Raw genomic sequence first — 18249 nt, forward strand, 5'->3', positions numbered from 1 at the left:
GTTCTCCTCGGCGGGGGTGAGGTCGGCGAGCACGGTCCAGAGCTCGTCGGGGATCGGGTGGGTGGCGAGCTGGATCGTCTGCTCCAGCCGTTCCGGCCGGGACATCCCGACCACCGTGGACGTGATGCGCGGCTCCCGCAGTGAGTACTGCAGTGCGGCTGCCGCGAGTGGCACGTCGCGCTCGGCGCAGGCCCGTTCCATGGCAGCGGCGGCCGTCAGCACCGGCTCGCGCGCCGGCCCGTAGGCGTACTTCGGCTGGGCCGCCGGCCCTTTCACCAGCAGGCCGCCACCGAAGGGGGCGCCGTTCAGGACGGCCACGCCGGCCGCCGCGCACTCGGCGAGCAGCGGCTCGGCCGAGCGGTCCAGCAGCGTCCAGCGGTTGTGGGTGAGCACCACCTCGAAGGCACCGGTGGCCACGAACCTGCGCAGCAGGTCGATCGGGCCGCCCGCCACGCCGATGTGGTCGACCAGTCCCTCCGCGACCAGCTGCTGCATCACCTCCACCGGGCCGCCGGGGGCGGTGGCCTCGGCGAAGGTGATCCGCTCGGGATCGTGCAGGTGCAGCAGCCGGATGCGGTCCACCCCGAGGTTGGCCAGGCTCTCCTCGAACGACGCCCGCACGCGCGGCCCGTCGAACGGACCGCCGTCCACGGGGTCGACCTTGGTGGCGAGCAGTACTCCGTCGGGCACGCCGCCCAGCTCCCGAACCACCGCGCCGATGCGGCGCTCGCTGGTGCCCGCGCCGTAGCCGTTGGAGGTGTCGACGAAGGTGAACGGCCCGGCGAACGCGCTCCGGACCATGGCGAGCGCCTGTTCCTCCGGCACCGCGTAGCCGTAGACGGAGGTCATGTCGCCGAGCTCACCGGTGCCCACGCAGAGCGGGGTGACACTCAGTCCGGTGCGGCCGAGGGCCCGCGGGGTCAGCACGTCCACGAAGTCTGCTCCTGTCCGATCTTGCTGTCACTGCTCACGACTTCCCTCTCAGGTCTTCACCGCACCGGCGGTGAGCCCGGCGACGAACCAGCGCTGGAAGACCACGTACGCGATCACCATCGGGAGCGCGCTCAGCGTCATCGCGGCGGTGAGGGCGGGCCAGTTGGTGGAGTACTGGCCGATCAGTGCGTTGGCCGCCGGCTGGATGGGCTGGTCGCCGGGCTCCGAGATCAGCGCGCTGGCGAACAGCAGCTCGTTCCACACCCCGATCATCTGGAAGATCGCCACGGTGGCGATGCCGGGCATGGCCAGCGGCAGCATCACCCGCCAGAAGATCTGCACCTCGCTGGCGCCGTCCAGCCGGGCCGCCTCGGCGAGCTCGTTGGGGAGCGCCTCGAAGAACGTGCGCATCAGGAACAGCGAGAACGAGACGCCACCCGCGGTGTAGACGAGGATCAGGCCCAGCTGGCTGCCCAGCAGCCCGAAGGTCTGCAGCTCCAGGTAGACCGGGATGAGCGTCGCCACGCCCGGCAGGAACAGCGCGCTGGTGATCACGAAGAACAGCAGGTTCCGCGCGGTGAAGCCGATGCGGGCGAAGGCGTAGCCGGCCAGCGTGGCGGCCACGATCGTGAACACGAGCGTCGCGCCGGTGATGAGCACGCTGTTGAGGAAGTTGCGCCAGATCTCCAGCTCGTTCCAGGCGAAGACGTACGCCGAGAACTGGATCTTCTCCGGGATGAGCGGCCCGGAGAACGCGGTGTTCTGGGGCCGCAGCGAGGTGAGCACCATCCACACGAGCGGCCCGATCGCCCCGGCGGAGATCACCACCATCGCCGCGTGCCACAGCACCCGCCGCAGCACCGCCCCCGGGTCGCGGCGCCTGCCGCGCGCCACCGGGGGCGGCGCCAGCGGCCGGACGCCGGCGTCCACCGTCGTGGTCATGCGTCTCCCTTCCGGAACCGGTACAGCAGCAGGGTGGCCACCCCGGCGACGAGGAAGACGACCACGCTGATCGCCGAGCCGTAGCCGAAGGAGGAGACTCCGCCCGTGGAGGACCCGAAGGTCAGCAGGTAGGTGTAGGTGCTCAGCGACTCCGAGGCGTGCAGCGGGCCGCCGTTCGCCATCACGAAGTTGAGGTCGAAGACCTTGAGGCCGTTGAGGACGTTGAGCATGACGACCACCTCGATCACCGGCCGCAGGATCGGGATCGTGATGCTCCACGCCTCGCGCAGCGGCCCAGCGCCGTCCATCCGGGCGCTCTCCGCGATCGCCGGGTCGATGTTCCCCAGCGCCGCGTAGAAGATCAGCATGAACAGCCCGGTGGCCTGCCACAGCGACACGACGATGATCGTCGGCAGCACGGTGGCGGTGTCGCCGAGCCAGGGGTGGGTGAGCGCGCCGAGCCCCACGTCCGTGAGCAGGCGGTTGACCACGCCGAAGACCGGCGTGAGCCCGAGCCGCCACAGCAGGCCCGTGACCGTCAGCGAGATCGCGGCCGGGAGGAAGAGCAGCGTGCGGTAGACCACCGCGCTGCGCCGGGGTCCCGCGTTGACCAGGAGCGCCAGGCCGAGCGCGAGCCCGGTCTGGAGCACGGTGGTGACCACCGTGTACACGACCGTCACCACCGCGGCCTGGACGAACGTGGGGTCGGTCAGCATGACGCCGTAGTTGTGCAGGCCGGCGAAGTAGGTGCCGCCGAAACCGTCGGAGCGGGTCAGCGACAGGTAGAAGGTGCGGGCGACCGGGTAGGCGATGAACACGACGAAGAACGCCAGCGCCGGGACGACGAAGCTCAGGCCGGTGGGGGTGGACCACCCGGTCAGCGGACGTCGGCGCCCCGGCCGCGGCGGGGCCGCGGTGCGGGTGCTCGGGGCGAGGGAAGCCATGGGCGGGGCCGCGTCAGATCTTCCGGGCCTGCACGACGGCGGCCTCGATGGCGGTGGCGGCCGCCGCGGGGGTGGCCGAGCCGTTGATGACCGAGACCACGCCGTTGGACACGGCGTCGAGCGAGCCCTGCCCGAAGAGGATGTGCGGGGCGCCCTCACCGTCGAGCAGCCACTGGGTCATGGTCTTGATGTCATCGCCGGTCACGCCGGCTGCGGCCTGCTTCGTGCAGGGCATCGAGAAGGTGTCGTTCATCATCTTCAGGTAGCGCTGCGGGTCGTAGAGGTACTTGAGGAAGTCGATCGCGGCGTCCTTGTTGTCGGACTTCTCGCTGATCGCCCACGTGTAGCCCGCCTGGTTGGCACACCAGTGCTTCCCGCCCGCGGTGTAGGCGGGCGTCTTCGCGATGCCGTACTCCTTCAGGAACCCGGCGGGGGCCTCCTTCTGCAGCACCGGCGGGAAGAACGACCCCGAGAAGAGCATCGCCGCCTTGCCCGTCATGAAGGTGCTGTTGGAGGTGTCGCTGTCGACCGCGAGCACGCCCTTGTCGAACACCCCGGCGTCGGTGAGCCGCTTCACGACCGTCAACGCCTCGACCACCTCGGGACGGTCCCAGGTCACGCCCGGCTTCTCGTGGGAGTCGAGGTCGAGCACGATCTGCGGGTCGCCGGAGATCTGCGTGATGATCGGCAGCATGAAGTCCGACAGCTGGTTGCTGGGCGTGCCCTGCGCGGACATCGGCACGTAGCCCGCGGCGTTGATCGCCGGCGCCATCGCGATCAGGTCGTCCCAGGTCTCCGGCGGTTCGAGACCCAGCTTGCCCATGATCGTCTTGTTGTAGAACAGGCCGAACGTCTGGGCGGCCCAGCCCACGGCGTACTGGCCGTCGCCGTAGACGTTCTCGTCGTTGGTGGACGGGAAGAACCCGTCGAGGAACGGCTGCCCCAGCGCCTGGCGCAGGTCCACGATCCGCCCCGCCTTGCCCAGGGCGAGCGTGGAGACCAGCGGCATGAAGATGTCGGCCTCGTTGTTGGCCGCGAGCGCCGCCTGCAGGGCGGGCGCGTAGCTGCCGAAGTCCCAGTAGCGGGGTTCGATCTTCACGTTGGGGTTGATCGCTGTGTACTCGGCGATGGTGGCCGCGAACGCGTCCTCGAACTCCGAGGCCCAGGTCCACAGGCCGAGGGTGGTGGTGCCGCTGCCGCTGCCGCCACCCGCGCCGCAGGCGCTCAGCGCGGCGGCGGCGCCGGCGGACAGCCCGGCGACCGCACCCATCCGCAACAGGCTGCGGCGACTGAACCGGCCTGCGTCGAGGGTCCGGGCCAGGGAAGAACCGTTCACGTCTACCTCCGGGGAACGAGCGCCGACGAGACCTCGACGCCGGTGTCAGGTCACGGGCTGGGTGGGCCCGCGCAGTGCCTCAGCCCTTCGCCAGCTGCTCGCGCAACGTCTCGCGGACGGTGCAGTTCTCGAAGGCGAAGGAGTCGGCGAGAGCACAGAGCTCGCTCTCGTCGAGCCCGCGCAGCAGGTCGGCGTACTCGTCGACCAGCGGCTGCGCGAAGGTGATGTTGAGCAGCAGCGTCCGGACCCAGTCGAAGCGCCCCCACGGGTAGGGGTCGAAGCCGGGGAACTCCCGCTCCACCAGGTCCTGGACGGGCTGAGTGACCTCGCGGACGCCCTCGCCCCTGCTCCCCCACTGGTCGGCGCCCAGCCGGTCCTTCTTCGCGACGAAGTCGGCGAAGTGGCGCCGGTAGGGGGAGTCCGGGGCGGCGCTGACCAGCCCCTGGCGGCCGATGTCCTTGTACATCCAGATCGACCAGCCGGCGTCGTACTCCCGGTAGATGTCGAGCTGGTCGGCCAGGATCTGCCTGCGCTGCTCGTCGACGGCCGGGTCGCCGGTGTAGATGGGGCCGAACTCGCCGACGTAGATCGGTGTGCCCGTCGACCGCGCGTACTCCGAGCGTTGCAGGAACTTGCGCTCGACGGCGTCCCGGTCGATCCACACGCCGTCGGTGTGTCCCGGGTAGGGACCCCCACGGCCGAGACCGGCCGCCACGTAGTCGTGGCAGGTGTAGACGGTGTTCTCCCAGGGTTCGGTGAACATGTCGAACTCGGTGGAGTACGTGTTGCCGTCGACGAAGAGCGTGTGGTGGGGGTCGACGGCCCGGATCGCGGCGGCCAGGCGCTCGTAGAACGGGCCCACCACGGCGCGGGACTCGTCCGCCGGCTCGTTCATCAGGTTGTAGCCCGCCACCCGGACGTCGTCCTTGTAACGGTCGGCGATCGCCTCCCACAGGTGGACGACGCGGTCCTGGAAGTGCCGGTGCTCCCAGAGCAGCGCGCGGTGCGTGGAGTTGTCGGAGTGCCAGTGCTGGTTCTGGGATCCCGGCAGCGCGTGCAGGTCGATGACCGACGTGATGCCGTGGGCCCCGAGGGCGGCGATCGCCCGGTCGAGGTGGCGGAAGCCGTCCTCGGTCACCTCGAACGGGCGCATGTCGTCCTCGAGGTGGCGGTAGTTGAGGGCGATCCGCACCGAGTTGAGACCGACCTCGGCCAGGAAGGCGGCGTCGGCCTCACCGAAGAAGCTGGTGAGGAGCCGCTCGAAGAAGAGCTCGTAGCGGTCGTCGCCGATCGCCTTGCGGACGGCCGCGCGCATCATCGACTCGTTCGCCGCATAGCCGGTGATGAAGTTCTCCATGTTGAGCCAGCCGCCGAGGCACACCCCCCGCATGCGGAACGGCTTGCCGTGGACGTCGAGCAGCTGGGCTCCGTGGGTGCGGATGTGCTGCAGGGCTGCGGCGGGCACTCAACCAGCTCCTCATCGAGTGGATGTTTCGAAAGTTTGCGATACTTCCGATGCTCGTCGGGACGCTAGAGCGCGGATGTGATCTCCGTCAAGCCTTGATCTGAGCCTCTGCCAGGCGTACGGCGCTGGACAGGGCGTTCTACCTAGCGAAACCTTTCGCATACCGCGGGTGACGGTGCAGGCTGTGCCCTCGGCGCCGAGCCCGGCCACAATGAGGACGATGGGGGGAAATCGGATGACTCAGCCCGAGGGTCGCCGCAAGCGGTCGACGCTCGCCAGCGTTGCGACCGCGGCCGGCGTCTCGCTCGCCACGGTGTCCAAGGTGGTCAACGGCCGCGACGACGTGGCACCCGACACCCGCGCCGAGGTCGAACGCCTCCTCGAGGAGCACGAGTACGTCCGGTCCGCCAAGCGACGCGTCCCGTCCCGCTCACGCACCATCGCCCTGGTCTTCGACGACTTCATGAGCCCGTACGCCACCGAGCTCATCCGCGGGGTGACCGACGCTGGCGTCGAGTCGGAGGTCGACGTCGTCGTCGGCCGCTTCTCGATCGACAGGGCGGGACCGAGCAGCGGGGCCGGGTGGGCCCAGCGGCTCGTCCGCGACGGCCGCGACGGCGTGCTGGTCGTGACGTCCGACCTGACCCTCCAGCAGCTCGCCGCGTTCGAGCGCGCCCGGCTGCCCCTGGTCGTCATCGACCCCGTCCACCTGCCGCGCGCCGACGTCACGAGCATCGGGGCCACCAACTGGTCCGGGAGCCTGAGCGCCACCGAGCACCTCATCGGTCTCGGGCACCGGCGGATCGCCTTCGTCCGCGGCCCGGACGGGGCCATGGTCGGGCAGACCCGGCTGCACGGCTACCGGGCGGCGATGACGAACGCGGGGCTGATCCCGGAGCCGGACCTGGTCGTGCCTGGCGACTTCGGCTTCGAGGCGGGCCTCGCGGCCGGCCGGCGGCTGCTGGCGATGCCGGATCCGCCCACGGCGGTCGTCGCCGTCACGGACGTGGCGGCGTTCGGGGTGCTCCAGGCCGCGCACGCGGCGGGCCTGGGGGTGCCGTCCGACCTCAGCGTGGTCGGCTTCGACGACACCTACATGGCGTCGTGGTCGTGCCCGCCGCTGACCACGGTGCATGCCCCGCTGCAGGAGATGGGTCGCGTCGCGCTCCGCACGCTGCTCCGCATCGCCGACGGGGGCACGGTCGACTCCCACCACGTCGAGCTGGCCACGGAGCTCGTGGTGCGCGCGTCGACCGGGCCACCTCAGATCGCGCGGTAGTCCTTCGGGGAGAACCGCGGGCCGAACCGGGGCCTGCGGAATCCCGACACCTCCACGAACCGCACCGCCCGCTGGCGCTGGGGCGCGTACGGGGCGAGGACGCCGAGCATGCCCGCGTCGTCGAGCGGACGCCCGACGAGTGCCCAGCCGACCAGCGTGGGGATGTGGAAGTCGCCGACGCTCACCGCGTCCGTGTCACCCCACGCGCGCTGCGCCACCTCGGCCGCGGTCCACACCCCGATCCCGGGGACCTTGCGCAGCAGCTCCCGCCCGGGCTCACCGCCGAGCTCGCAGGCCGCCTCGAGGCGGTGCGCCACCGCGGCGCAGGCGAGGATCGCGCGCCGCCGGGCGGAGTCGACACCCGCCTTGTGCCACTCCCAGTCCGGGATCTCCCGCACCTGCGCCGGGCTGGGCGGCACCCGCATCCCGTCCGGTGCCGGACCGGGCGCCGGGTCACCGAAGCGCCGGCAGAGCTCCCGCCACGACCGGCGGGCCTCCACCCCGGTGACCTTCTGTTCGAGCACCGACGGCACGAGCACGTCCCACACCCGGCCGGAAGCGCCGAACCGCAGGCCGGGCATCCGCCGCGAGGCGTCGGCGACGAGCGGATGGTGCGCGACGAACTCCTCCGGCCGGTCGCCCGCCCCCAGCAGCCTGGGCAGCCCGTCGAGCGACCACTGCGCGCCCGGACCCCACGCGTCGCAGACGACGGTGCCGTCGGAGCGGCGGCGCAGGCGCGTGGTCGCCGGGCCGTCCGGGGTGGTGGAGACGCGCCAGATCGCCGAGCCCTCGCCCGCGGAGCGCCACGTGGGGTCGCCGCGGCCGCGGCGCAGAGGGGCGAGCACCCCCGCCAGGTCCAGCCGGTACTCCGGTCGCCACTCCCGCGTCGCCATCACACCCGCGGCGCGCCTGCTGACCTACACATCGGGGGAGAAGCGCAGCCCGTGCGGGGGCAGGACCACGTCCGGCCAGACCCGCATGCCACGGCGCAGCTCGCAGTACGCGCCCACGACGGCGCGGTCGCCCACCACGGTGTCGTTGACCAGCGCGCCCTCCTCGACGCGGGCGCCCGCACCGATGACGGAGTGCTCCACCACCGCGCCCTCACCGACCACGGCCCCATCGAACAGCATGGCGCCCTCGACGCGGGCACCCGCCCCGATCCGCACGCCCCGGCCCACGGTGGTGCCCCCGAAGACCAGCGCGCCGTCGGCGATCTCCGCGCCCTCCAGCACCAGCGACTCGCCGGTCGGCCCGGGGAGCGCTGCGGAGGGGGCGACGCCGCGCACCAGGTCGGCCGAGCCGTGGATCAGGTCGGCGGGGGTGCCCATGTCACGCCAGTAGGCGTTGTCGACGTGGCCGGAGACCTGCGCACCCGCCAGGAGCAGCTCGGGGAACGTCTCCCGCTCCACCGACACCGGGCGACCCTCGGGGATCGACTCGATGACCGAGCGGCGGAACACGTAGCAACCCGCGTTGATCTGGTCGGTGGGAGGGTCCTCGGTCTTCTCGAGGAACTCCAGCACCGAGCCCGACTCGTCGGTGGGGACGCAACCGTAGGCACGGGGGTCCTGCACGCGCACGAGGTGCAGCGTCACGTCGGCGTCGGTGCGCCGGTGGGTGTCGACGACCGCGCCCAGGTCGGTGCCGCACAGCACGTCCCCGTTGAAGACGAGGACGTTGTCGGTGGTGAGGTACTTGGCCACGTTGCGGATGCCGCCGCCGGTGCCCAGCGGGTGGTTCTCCACCACGTACTCGATCTCGAGCCCGAGGGCGGCTCCGTCGCCGAAGTGCGCGGAGAACGTCTCGGCCAGGTACGAGGTGCCGAGCACGACGCGTCCGACACCGGCCGCACGGATACGCGACAGCAGGTGCGCCAGGAACGGCACGCCCGCCGTGGGCAGCATCGGCTTGGGGGCCGACAGGGTGAGTGGCCGTAGTCGTGTCCCTTTGCCCCCGACCAGCACCACGGCTTCGACGTCCTGCAGCACGCTTTCTCCTCCAGCTCCGTACGGCTCCGGGTAAAGCCCGGTCTCGAGCTCGGTAAAGCCCGGTAGTCAGCTCTCGGTTTTTCGAGTCGCGGTGTTTCGGACCGCGGCGTTGCGGCCGGTCACGGCACCCGAACGGGTTGCGAGCGCCAGGAGCAACCGGGCCGGCGCCCCGCTGCGGGCGGATACGTACCGGCGTAGGCCGTCCACCGGTGTGGCCAGGACGCCGTCCCCGTTGCGGGCCCCGGCGGCCACCTCGACGCCGGGCGCGTGGACCACCAGCCAGCCCGCGCGGAGCAGCCGGTCGGCCAGGTCGACGTCGGCCATGTCCACGGGCCCCGCAGTGTCGAGATATCGCGGGTCGAAGCCGTCCACGGAGTCCCAGGCGGCCCGGCGCAGCAGCACGCACGACGTCGCGAGCCATCCTGTCGGCCCGGCGCCTGCCCCGACCGGGATCCGGCCGCGCAGTGCCTGGGTGGTCGAGGGCAACGCGCCGGCGGACGGCAGGACCGAGCCCGCCGCATCGCGCAGCCGTGGCCCGATCAGGCCGGCACGCGGGTACCGGGCGGCGGCCGCGAGCAGCCCGTCCAGGACATCGGCGTCCCACCGCACCGCGGGGTCGGCGATCAGCACCCAGCCCACCTCGGCGTCGAGGCCGGCCACCGCGCGGTTGATCGCGGCGGGGCGCCCGATGTCCTCGGCGAGCCGCAGCACCTCGACGCCCACCCCGGGGTCGTCGACGACCGTGGTGGCGTCCGCGACGACGGTCAGCACGACACGGACCGGGCGGGGGGCAGGCGTGGACACGGTCGCCGCGAGGCGATCGACATCCGGGCGCCCCGAACGCGCGACGGTGACCACGGCGAGCTCGCACCCGTACTTCCGGCCGACGTCGCGGGTGACCGATTCGCTCCGTTCCGGATCGCGGCGGGTGTCCCCGTCGACCGGGGCGCCGCGGATCGGATCTCGGTCCACGCGCGCACCCTAGTGGCGACGCGGCACCCGAGCGCCGCGGCCCACCGCTAATGGGGGTACCCGATCAGGCGATCCTTCGGCTCAGTCGTCGCCCGGGTCGCCGCCGTCCAGCTCCGCCAGCGCCTGCCGCGCCGAGGAGTCCCCGGAGTCGACCGAGATCTGCAGGTAGCGGCGGGCCTCGTCGAGCCGGCCCTCGTCGAGCAGGAAACGACCGAGCACGTACGCCCAGCCCGGCTCGGCGTGCCGCTCCGCCTCGCGGAGCTCGCGCTCGGCACCCGCGGTATCACCCCGGCCGGCGAGGAACTGGCCGTAGGCGGTGTGGGCCCGCAGCGCACCCAGCTCCCCCGCCCGCCGGTACCACGACTCGGCCTCGTCGGCCCGGCCCTCCATCGCGCGGACATCGGCGAGCGCCACCAGCGTGTCGGGCCGGCTCTGGGCGGCGTACCGCTCAGCGGCAGCCGCGGCCGCGGAGAGGTTGCCCGCCTCCAGGTGCAGCTCCACGACGTTCGCAGCGGCCAGCTCGTCACCGGACTCCGCGGCGTAGCCGAGAAGCTGCACCGCCTCGGCGAGCCTGCCCTCGTCGCGGAGCAGGATCGCGAGGTCGTTGGCCGCCACGAGCTCACCGGTCTCGACGGCCAGCCGCAGCATGCTCTCGGCGCGTGCGCGTTCCCCGAGCTCCGCCAGCGCCACCCCCAGGCGACCGGCGAAGCGCACGTGGCCCTGCTCCACCACCACCGTCAGCCAGTCGGCGGCTTCGTGCCAGCTCCCGCTGTCGAGATAGGCGCGGGCCAGCAGATCAGCGGCCGACGGCTCGCCGGCCGCCACGGCGCGGCGCAGCACGTCGACGGCGTCGAGCGGGCGGCCGGCGTCGAGCTGGGCGGCTCCCTCCGCGGACAGGGGTTCGGGCGGCACCGGGGACGGCTGTGTCATCTGGCTCCCTCATCGAGTGATCGATCGTCCCACCAGGCGGACCGATTTACCCCTTGTACGTGGCGATCACCGTTCTATAAGCCATTCGGCGGATCCGCTCGGGAACGACCCGATAGCCACCCCGCACGAGGACGTTGCGGGCGAACTGGGGCCACGTCGTGAACCCGATCAGTTTGAAGCGGCGCTGGATCGCGACCTCGGCACGCAGCTGGCGCAGGCCGCCCCGGCGCGCGTAGGCGCCCTCCCCGACGCGGTACTTCACGAGCGGCTCGGCGACGTTGGCCACCCGCGCCCCCGCGAGGATCAGCTTCGCCCAGAGCAGGTAGTCCTCCATCAGCGCGAAGTCGGTGTACCCACCGACCGAGCGCACCAGCTCGCGCCGGTACACGACGGTGGGATGGTTGAACGGGACGGCGAACCGGGCCCGCGCGCGGATGTCGGCCGGGTCGATCGGCGGGGTCCGCATGCCCACGATGTCCCCCCGGTCCGCACCGAACTCCAGCAGGCCGGAGCCCACGATGTCCACGCCCGACTCCATGATCGGCATCTGGACGGCGAACCGGTGCGGGAGCGAGATGTCGTCGGCGTCCATCCGCGCGACGACGGAGTGGCGGCAGGCCGCGAGCCCGGCGTCCAGCGCGGGGCCGAGACCGACGTTGCGCTCCAGCGCCACCACGTCCACCGGCACCGGGCTCGTCGCGGCGAGCTCCGCGATCCGCGATCCGAGCGCCGCGGGCACCGGGCCGTCGCGCACGATCACGACCTGGTCCGGCCGCCGGGTCTGCTCCTCCACCGAGGAGCGGAACGCCTCGGTGAGGAAGTCGGGCCGGTCACCCGCCCACACCGGCAGCAACAACGACAGCTGCTCGGGCAACGAGAGCTCCCCTCTTCTCCCGGGCTACCCACCCGGGGTGACTCTCAGTAGTGACGACGAGGGCGACCATGGTCACCCGCGACACGCGCACGGCCATCGCGGGAGTGCGCAGCCGGTGCTGCACCCTAGGAGATCCGGTAGCGACGGCCAGCGGAGGTGCACAGGTGGACGGACGGGGCTGGTCGGACGGGTCGGCCTGGTCGTCGTCCGGCAGGCAGCGCAGCAGCTCGTACCACCCCACCAGGCCCACCCGCCGTGAGAGCGAGTCCTACCCGGACCGCTCGGCCCGGTACCGGACCGGCCGGCGGACCTCTCCCGAGCCCCCGACGCGAGCGCGTGGCGTGCCACGGGCGCCGAGCCGGCGCCCCGCCCGCAGCGCCGCGGCGGGCACGACGACGGCACCCCCCAGACGCACCCGTCCGGCCCCGCCTGCGCGTCCGAAGCGCCCGAAGAAGCCCCCACGCACCCTCCGGGAACGCATCAGGCTCTTCCTCGTGGTGGCGTCGGCGCTCGTCCTGGTGCTCACCGGCTCCGCGTGGGGCCTCTTCCGCGACATCACCGCCGGGATCACCACCACCGACGTCATCACGGGCAGCGATGACGACGGCGCGGACAACATCCTGCTCGTCGGTGTGGACAGCCGCACCGACGCGCAGGGCAACCCGCTGCCCCCCGAGGTGCAGCGCCTCCTGAACAGCGGCCCCGACTCGGGCGTGCTCAACTCCGACACGATCATCGTGCTCCACGTCCCGCAGGGCGGCGGAGCGGCGGCCGCCTTCTCCATCCCCCGCGACAGCTACGTCGACATCCCCGGCTACCGCCGCGACAAGATCAACGCGGCCTACCCGGCGACCAAGGCACTGGCGGCCGAGCGGCTGGTGGCCGACGGGGTGCGCGACCCGAAGCAGGTCGACGCCGAGTCGGCGCAGCAGGGCCGCACCGCCCTGATCCAGACCGTCCAGAACCTCACGGGCCTGCACATCGACCACTACGCCGAGATCAACCTGCTCGGGTTCTACAACCTCACCACGGCGATCGGGGGCGTCGACGTCTGCCTCAAGGCGCCGGTTGACGACCCGTTCTCAGGAGCCGACTTCCCCGCCGGGCCGCAGACGATCTCCGGTGCCGCCGCACTGGCGTTCGTCCGGCAGCGCCACGGCCTCCCCGAGGGCGACCTGTCCCGGATCCGCCGCCAGCAGGTGTTCCTCGCCGCCGTCTCCGACAAGATCCTCTCCGGTGGCACGCTCACCAACCCGGGCAAGCTCAGCTCCCTGATCGACGTCGCCCAGAAGTCACTCGTGGTCGACTCGGGCTGGAACCTCCTCGCGTTCGCGCAGCAGGCGTCCGACATCGCGGCGGGCCATCTGGAGTTCGTCACCATCCCCACGCAGGGCGGCGAGACCAACGCGCGTGGCGACGTCGTACTCGTCGACCCCGGCGTCGTGCACACGTTCATCGAGCAGCGGATCGCCGAACAGCAGCAGGCCGTGCAGGCCACGCAGGAGGCCCCGCCCCCGCCACCACCACCGGCGCAGCTCGACGTGATCGCGTCGCGCTACGTCGTCGACGTGCGCAACGGCTCGAACCTCTCCGGCATGGCCGCCACGGTCGCCGGCCGCATGCGTGACCTCGACTTCGTCCCGGGCACGGTGGACAACACCGACCCGACGCCCACCTCGACCGTCCACTACACGGGCTCGGACGGCGACGCGGCGCGCGCCGTGGCCGCCCAGCTGGGCAACATCCCCGTGGAGAGCGACGACCAGGTGACACCCGGACACCTGCTCGTCGTGCTAGGGGCCGACTTCAACCCCGCGACCGTGCCCGCTCCCGTCGACGACGCGCCGGCCCGCCCGTCCCCCGCCGCACCTGCGCCGTCGGCACCGATCACGGCGGCGGGCGTCCCCTGCGTCGACTGACCTACGGTGAGCCGGTGACGCTCACCGCCGCCCTGCTGGACCCGCTGCGCTCCGGCGCGGCCGCCGCCCGACCGCTGATCACGTTCTACGACGACGCGACGGGCGAGCGCATCGAACTGTCGGCCGTCACCACGGCCAACTGGGCCGCGAAGACCGCCAACCTGCTCCGCGACGAGTGCGACGTGGAGCCGGGCACGCCAGTGGCCCTGCTCCTGCCCGCGCACTGGCAGACCGCCGCGGTGATGCTCGGCGCGTGGTGGTGCGGCGCCGAGATCGTGGCCGCACCGGAGGACGGGGAGTGGGTGCTCTGCGACGCCGACCGCATCGACCTCGCGCTGGCCGCGGAGCCGGCGGGCGGCGTGGTGGCGCTGTCGCTCGACGCCTTCGGAAAGGGCGTGCCCGGCCTGCCGTCCGGCGTGATCGACTTCGCCACCGAGGTGCGGCTGCACGGCGACGACTTCGTGCCGTGGTCCCCCGTCCCCGACGACACCCCCGCGCTGGCCGGGGCCACGGTCACCGACGTGTTCGCCGACGCCCGCGCCCGGGCCACGGCGCTGGGGCTCACGGCGTCCGACCGGGTGCTCTCCACCCTGGAGTGGACGAGCCCCGACGGGCTGGGCGACGGCCTGCTCGCGGTGCTGGCGGCCGGGGCGTCACTGGTGCAGGTCCGGAACCCGGCGCCCGACGCGCTGGAGCGCAAGGCGCAGACCGAACGCGCGACGAAACGGCTGCACCCCTGACGCGCCCCACCAACCCCCCGCGCCAACGGCGTCCGGGGTCTCGGTCGCTCCGCAGGACGGGTCCCACACCGCGATCACCGGCTTCGACCAGCTCTCGGACCGCGTCGTGGCCACCACCTCGCGCGGCGACGTCGCCGCCCGCTACCTCGTGGGCTGCGACGGCGGGCACAGCACCGTGCGCAAGACGCTCGGCGTGGCCTTCGCAGGCAGCAGCAGCGTCCGACGGTCCGTGGTCGTTGGCGACGTCGAGGTCACGGGGCTCTCCCGGGAGTACGGGCACACCTGGATCGACCCGCAGCGCGGAATGCTCGCTCTCACTCCGTTCCGGACGGTGCCGCACTGGCAGTTCGTGGCCGCCACCGCCGACGCGGGCGAGCCGTCACTGGCCGAGTTCCGCCGCCAGCTCGACCTGTTCACCGGAACGCGCGAGGTCACGATCAGCAGGCCCACGTGGCTCTCGGCGTACCGCGTGAGTGTGCGGATGACGCGGCAGTACCGGGTCAGCCGGGTGTTCCTGGCCGGTGATGCCGCGCACGTGCACCCGCCGGCGGGCGGCCTGGGCATGAACACCGGCATCCAGGACGCCTACAACCTCGGTTGGAAGCTCGCCCGCGCGCTGGCCGGTACGGCGTCTCCCGGACTGCTGGACACCTACCAGCAGGAGCGCGTGCCGATCGCCGAGTGGACCCTCGATACCAGCAGCACCGGCCTCGACCAGCTGCGGACGGCCATCAGCACCGGCACCGACGTGATCGACGCCGTCAGCAAGCCCGAGCACCGCCAGCTCGGGCTCGGTTACCGCGGCGGCCCGCTGTCGAAGAACCTCACGGTATGGGACGGGCCGGAGGCGGGCGACCGGGCGCCGTGGCTGCAGGAGATCGGCGGGGGTGGGTTCACGTTGCTGGGATTCGGGGCCGCCGCGGACTCGCTGGACAGCGTCCACGGCGTGGTCACCCGGGCACTGCCGGGCGAGCAGGACGTGCTGGTACTCGTACGACCCGACGGGTACATCGGAATGGTCGCAGGGCCCGCCGATGTGAAGCCGGTGCAGGACTACGTCGATCTGCCCTAGTCCCGAGCGGAACCCGGTGGACGGTCACGGCCACCGCACTAGGCGATCAGCTTGTCGGTGAAGTCGTCCGTGCGGGTCTCGGGCATCAGCAGCAGGCAGACCAGGCACAGCACCGCGACCCCGATCAGGTACCAGGACACGCCCGTCGTCGCGTGGGTGCGGGCCAGCACGTCCGTGGCGATCAGCGGGCTGATGCCGCCGCCGATGATTCCGGCGGCGCTGTAGGCGAACGAGGCCCCGGAGTAGCGGTAGCGCACCCGGAACAGCTCGGGGAAGTAGGCCCCCATCGGGCCGTAGAGCAGCGCGAAGCACAGCAGGCCGACGATCATCGCGATCCCGATCAGCACCGGCTGCCGGGTCTGGATGAGCCAGAACAGCGGGAATGCCCACAGCCCGGACAGCACGGCTGCGGCGATGCACAGTTTGCGCCGGCCCACGCGGTCCGAGAGCGCCGCGAACCAGAGCGTCGCAGCGCCCATGGCCAGCGACGCGATGATCGCCTCGGTGAGCATCGTGGTCTTGTCGATGTGCAATGTCGCGGTGCCGTAGGACAGGCAGAACGTGGTGATCGTGTAGAACATCGTGAACGCCAGGATGAACGACAGCGTGGCGAGCACGAGCACGCCGGGCTGGCGCCGGAGCAGTTCGAGGAACGGCACCCGCACCTGCTGGTGGGCCGCCACCGCCGCCCGGAACACCGGGGTCTCGGCAATCCGCAGCCGGATGTAGAAGCCGACCACCAGCAGCACCGCCGAGGCCCAGAACGGGATACGCCAGCCCCAGGACGCGAACGCCTCCGCGCTCATGCTCGCATTCAGCACCAGGTACAGGAAGTTGCCCAGCGCAAACCCGATCGCCGGCCCGAGCTGTGGGAATGCCGAGTACAACCCGCGTTTGCCGGCAGGGGCGTACTCCGTGGCCAGCAGCACCGCGCCGCCCCACTCACCGCCCAGCCCGATGCCCTGCAGGAAACGCAGCACCGCCAGCAGGATCGGCGCGGCCACACCGATCGCGGCGAACGACGGCACGCAGCCGATCAGCACCGTGGACAGGCCCATGACCAGCAGAGAGGTGATCAGCATCCGCTTGCGGCCCAGCCGGTCGCCGAAGTGGCCGAACAGGATCGCGCCCAGCGGCCGCGCGATGAAACCCACCGCGAACGTGGCCAGCGCGGCCAGCGTGCCGGCGGCCGCCGAGAAGGACGGGAAGAACAGGTTGCCGAAGACGAGCGCGGCGGCGGTGCCGTAGATGTAGAAGTCGTAGAACTCGATCGCGGTGCCGATGAAGCTGGCAACGGCGATCCTGTTCCGCGACGGCGCGGCGGCAAGCGTACTGGTCACGAATTCATCCCAACGCCCGAACACGGACAACGGTGGACGACATTCGACACCGACCCGAGACGGCTCTGCCCGTTTCGGGATTATGGTGCCCGATTGTCCGGTCCGCGGGGCCACTCGATCTGGTCAAGACGCCTCCGGTCGCGGACCCGATTGCGGCCACAATGCCGCAGCCCTCCGGACGCAGCAACGCCACCGGCAGTTTGTTACGTCACAGGTGGGCCCGGAGCCTTTCCCGACGGGCCGGATTGCGCCACCGGTCATTACGGCGCAATTACGCAGCGTTCACTCGGGCCCCACAGCACTGCGACCACTCCAGTGGGCTAGCCCTTCAGCAGGGCGCGGGCCATCACCATGCGCTGGATCTGGTTGGTGCCCTCGTAGATCTGGGTGATCTTCGCATCGCGCATCATGCGCTCCACCGGGAAGTCCTTCGTGTACCCGGCGCCCCCGAGCAGCTGCACCGCGTCGGTCGTGACACTCATCGCCGTGTCCGACGCCAGGCACTTCGCCGCGCTCGAGATGAAGCCGAGGTTGGGCTCGCCGCGCTCGGCGCGCGAGGTGGCGACGTACACCAGCTGGCGCGCGGCCTCCACCTTCATCGCCATGTCGGCGATCATGAACTGGAGGCCCTGGAACTCGGCGATGCTCCGGCCGAACTGCTTGCGCTCCTTGGCGTAGGCGATCGCGACGTCGAGTGCGCCCTGCGCGATTCCCACGGCCTGCGCGCCGATCGTCGGGCGGGTGTGGTCGAGGGTCCGCAGCGCCGTCTTGAAGCCGGTGCCCTCGGCCCCGATGATGCGGTCGGCCGGGATCCGGCAGTCGGTGAAGTAGATCTCGCGGGTAGGTGAGCCGTTGATGCCGAGCTTGCGCTCCTTGGGCCCCACCTCGAAGCCGGGGTCGTCCCGGTGCACCACGAACGCGGAGATGCCGTTGGCGCCACGCTCCGGGTCGGTCGACGCCATCACCGTGTACCAGGTGGACTCCCCCGCGTTGGTGATCCAGGCCTTCGTGCCGTTCAGCACCCAGGAGTCGCCGTCGCGGCGGGCCCGGGTCCTCATCGACGCGGCGTCGGAACCCGCCTCCCGCTCGGACAGGGCGTAGCTGATCATCGCCTCGCCCGAGGCGATGGAGGGGAGCACCTGCTTCTTCAGGTCGTCGGATGCCGAGAGCAGGATCGGTGTGAGCCCCAGCCCGTTGACCGCGGGAATCAGCGACGACGACGCGCAGACGCGCGCCACCTCCTCGATCACGATGCAGCCCGCGAGCTCGTCGGCACCCTGGCCGCCGTACTCCTCGGGGATGGTGACGGCCTGGAACCCGGCCTTCACCAGCGCGGTGCGCGCCTCCACGGGGTAGCGACCCTTCTCGTCCACCTCGGCGGCGTGGGGGGCGATCTCCTTCTCCGCGAGCGCGCGCACCGCATCGCGCAGCGCCTCGTGCTCGTCGCTGAGCCGATACGTGTCGAATGCGGCATCCATGGAGGGAAGCGTAACGGCACTGCGTGCCATGATT

General features: G+C 71.7%; 17 protein-coding genes. 4 read left to right on the forward strand and 13 right to left on the reverse strand.

Annotated elements, in window-relative coordinates:
• From HF577_RS25990 to HF577_RS26010, 5 genes are all read right to left on the reverse strand, one after another.
• The coding region (locus HF577_RS25990) for an aldo/keto reductase (RefSeq protein ID WP_211174839.1) at positions 1-933 on the reverse strand (933 nt) is incomplete at its 3' end.
• Positions 934-981: 48 nt separating this feature from the next.
• The gene (locus HF577_RS25995; RefSeq protein WP_169398579.1) at positions 982-1875 is read right to left on the reverse strand and encodes a carbohydrate ABC transporter permease; all 894 of its coding nucleotides are present in this window, start codon (positions 1873-1875) and stop codon (positions 982-984) included.
• On the reverse strand, positions 1872-2819 hold the full coding sequence (locus HF577_RS26000; RefSeq protein ID WP_169398580.1) for a carbohydrate ABC transporter permease: 948 nt from the start codon (positions 2817-2819) through the stop codon (positions 1872-1874). The genes HF577_RS25995 and HF577_RS26000 overlap by 4 nt, the downstream gene beginning before the upstream one ends.
• Before the next feature lie 13 nt (positions 2820-2832).
• On the reverse strand, positions 2833-4155 hold the full coding sequence (locus tag HF577_RS26005) for an ABC transporter substrate-binding protein (protein WP_169398581.1): 1323 nt from the start codon (positions 4153-4155) through the stop codon (positions 2833-2835).
• A gap of 79 nt (positions 4156-4234) precedes the next feature.
• A complete protein-coding gene (locus HF577_RS26010) occupies positions 4235-5620 on the reverse strand; it encodes a glycoside hydrolase family 5 protein (protein WP_211174840.1) in 1386 nt (461 codons plus the stop codon).
• 235 nt (positions 5621-5855) lie between these two features.
• Between HF577_RS26010 and HF577_RS26015 the strand changes: the two genes are divergently transcribed.
• Positions 5856-6899: a LacI family DNA-binding transcriptional regulator gene (locus HF577_RS26015; protein WP_169398582.1), complete on the forward strand. Its 1044-nt coding sequence runs from the start codon at positions 5856-5858 to the stop codon at positions 6897-6899.
• On the opposite strand, the gene HF577_RS26020 is transcribed toward HF577_RS26015, so the two are convergent.
• From HF577_RS26020 to HF577_RS26045, 6 genes are all read right to left on the reverse strand, one after another.
• Positions 6884-7792 (reverse strand): DNA-3-methyladenine glycosylase family protein, encoded by a 909-nt coding sequence (locus HF577_RS26020; protein WP_169398583.1) that lies wholly within the window; start codon positions 7790-7792, stop codon positions 6884-6886. The two genes, HF577_RS26015 and HF577_RS26020, sit on opposite strands and share 16 nt — an antisense overlap.
• A gap of 24 nt (positions 7793-7816) precedes the next feature.
• The gene (gene manB / locus HF577_RS26025) at positions 7817-8887 is read right to left on the reverse strand and encodes a mannose-1-phosphate guanylyltransferase (RefSeq protein WP_169398603.1); all 1071 of its coding nucleotides are present in this window, start codon (positions 8885-8887) and stop codon (positions 7817-7819) included.
• A gap of 69 nt (positions 8888-8956) precedes the next feature.
• Entirely contained in the window at positions 8957-9862 is a 906-nt protein-coding gene (locus HF577_RS26030; protein WP_169398584.1) for a glycosyltransferase family 2 protein, read from the reverse strand.
• 81 nt (positions 9863-9943) lie between these two features.
• A complete protein-coding gene (locus HF577_RS26035; RefSeq protein WP_169398585.1) occupies positions 9944-10792 on the reverse strand; it encodes a tetratricopeptide repeat protein in 849 nt (282 codons plus the stop codon).
• A gap of 46 nt (positions 10793-10838) precedes the next feature.
• A complete protein-coding gene (locus HF577_RS26040; RefSeq protein ID WP_169398586.1) occupies positions 10839-11666 on the reverse strand; it encodes a glycosyltransferase in 828 nt (275 codons plus the stop codon).
• A 268-nt stretch (positions 11667-11934) separates the two neighbouring features.
• Positions 11935-12147 carry a hypothetical protein gene (locus HF577_RS26045; protein WP_169398587.1) on the reverse strand — a complete coding sequence of 71 codons (213 nt, stop codon included), beginning with the start codon at positions 12145-12147 and terminating at the stop codon, positions 11935-11937.
• A 13-nt stretch (positions 12148-12160) separates the two neighbouring features.
• On the opposite strand from HF577_RS26045, the gene HF577_RS26050 reads away from it, so the two are divergent.
• The 3 genes from HF577_RS26050 (at position 12161) to HF577_RS26060 (ending at position 15397) form a co-directional block, all read left to right on the forward strand.
• Positions 12161-13585, forward strand: coding sequence for an LCP family protein (locus HF577_RS26050; protein WP_169398588.1), 1425 nt, complete (start codon positions 12161-12163; stop codon positions 13583-13585).
• Positions 13586-13599: 14 nt separating this feature from the next.
• On the forward strand, positions 13600-14325 hold the full coding sequence (locus HF577_RS26055; protein ID WP_312859391.1) for a TIGR03089 family protein: 726 nt from the start codon (positions 13600-13602) through the stop codon (positions 14323-14325).
• 106 nt (positions 14326-14431) lie between these two features.
• Positions 14432-15397: an FAD-dependent monooxygenase gene (locus HF577_RS26060; protein ID WP_169398589.1), complete on the forward strand. Its 966-nt coding sequence runs from the start codon at positions 14432-14434 to the stop codon at positions 15395-15397.
• Positions 15398-15435: 38 nt separating this feature from the next.
• Here HF577_RS26060 and HF577_RS26065 read toward each other — a convergent pair whose 3' ends face one another.
• Positions 15436-16737, reverse strand: a complete 1302-nt coding sequence (locus HF577_RS26065) for an MFS transporter (protein WP_169398590.1) — start codon at positions 16735-16737, stop codon at positions 15436-15438.
• A 320-nt stretch (positions 16738-17057) separates the two neighbouring features.
• Complete coding sequence (locus HF577_RS26070; RefSeq protein WP_169398591.1) at positions 17058-18215, reverse strand: acyl-CoA dehydrogenase; 1158 nt, start codon at positions 18213-18215, stop codon at positions 17058-17060.
• Between the last annotated feature and the right edge of the window lie 34 nt (positions 18216-18249).

Origin of the sequence: Pseudonocardia xinjiangensis (assembly GCF_012911925.1) — a bacterium.
GTDB lineage: Bacteria > Actinomycetota > Actinomycetes > Mycobacteriales > Pseudonocardiaceae > Pseudonocardia > Pseudonocardia xinjiangensis.

What these genes read in the sequence shown, in the direction of transcription:
- HF577_RS25995 (WP_169398579.1), bottom strand. Translation starts at nt 1,875, where the DNA reads ATGACCACGACGGTGGACGCCGGCGTCCGGCCGCTGGCGCCGCCCCCG.
- HF577_RS26000 (WP_169398580.1), bottom strand. Translation starts at nt 2,819, where the DNA reads ATGGCTTCCCTCGCCCCGAGCACCCGCACCGCGGCCCCGCCGCGGCCG.
- HF577_RS26015 (WP_169398582.1), top strand. Translation starts at nt 5,856, where the DNA reads ATGACTCAGCCCGAGGGTCGCCGCAAGCGGTCGACGCTCGCCAGCGTT.
- HF577_RS26020 (WP_169398583.1), bottom strand. Translation starts at nt 7,792, where the DNA reads ATGGCGACGCGGGAGTGGCGACCGGAGTACCGGCTGGACCTGGCGGGG.
- HF577_RS26035 (WP_169398585.1), bottom strand. Translation starts at nt 10,792, where the DNA reads ATGACACAGCCGTCCCCGGTGCCGCCCGAACCCCTGTCCGCGGAGGGA.
- HF577_RS26045 (WP_169398587.1), bottom strand. Translation starts at nt 12,147, where the DNA reads ATGCGTTCCCGGAGGGTGCGTGGGGGCTTCTTCGGGCGCTTCGGACGC.
- HF577_RS26070 (WP_169398591.1), bottom strand. Translation starts at nt 18,215, where the DNA reads ATGGATGCCGCATTCGACACGTATCGGCTCAGCGACGAGCACGAGGCG.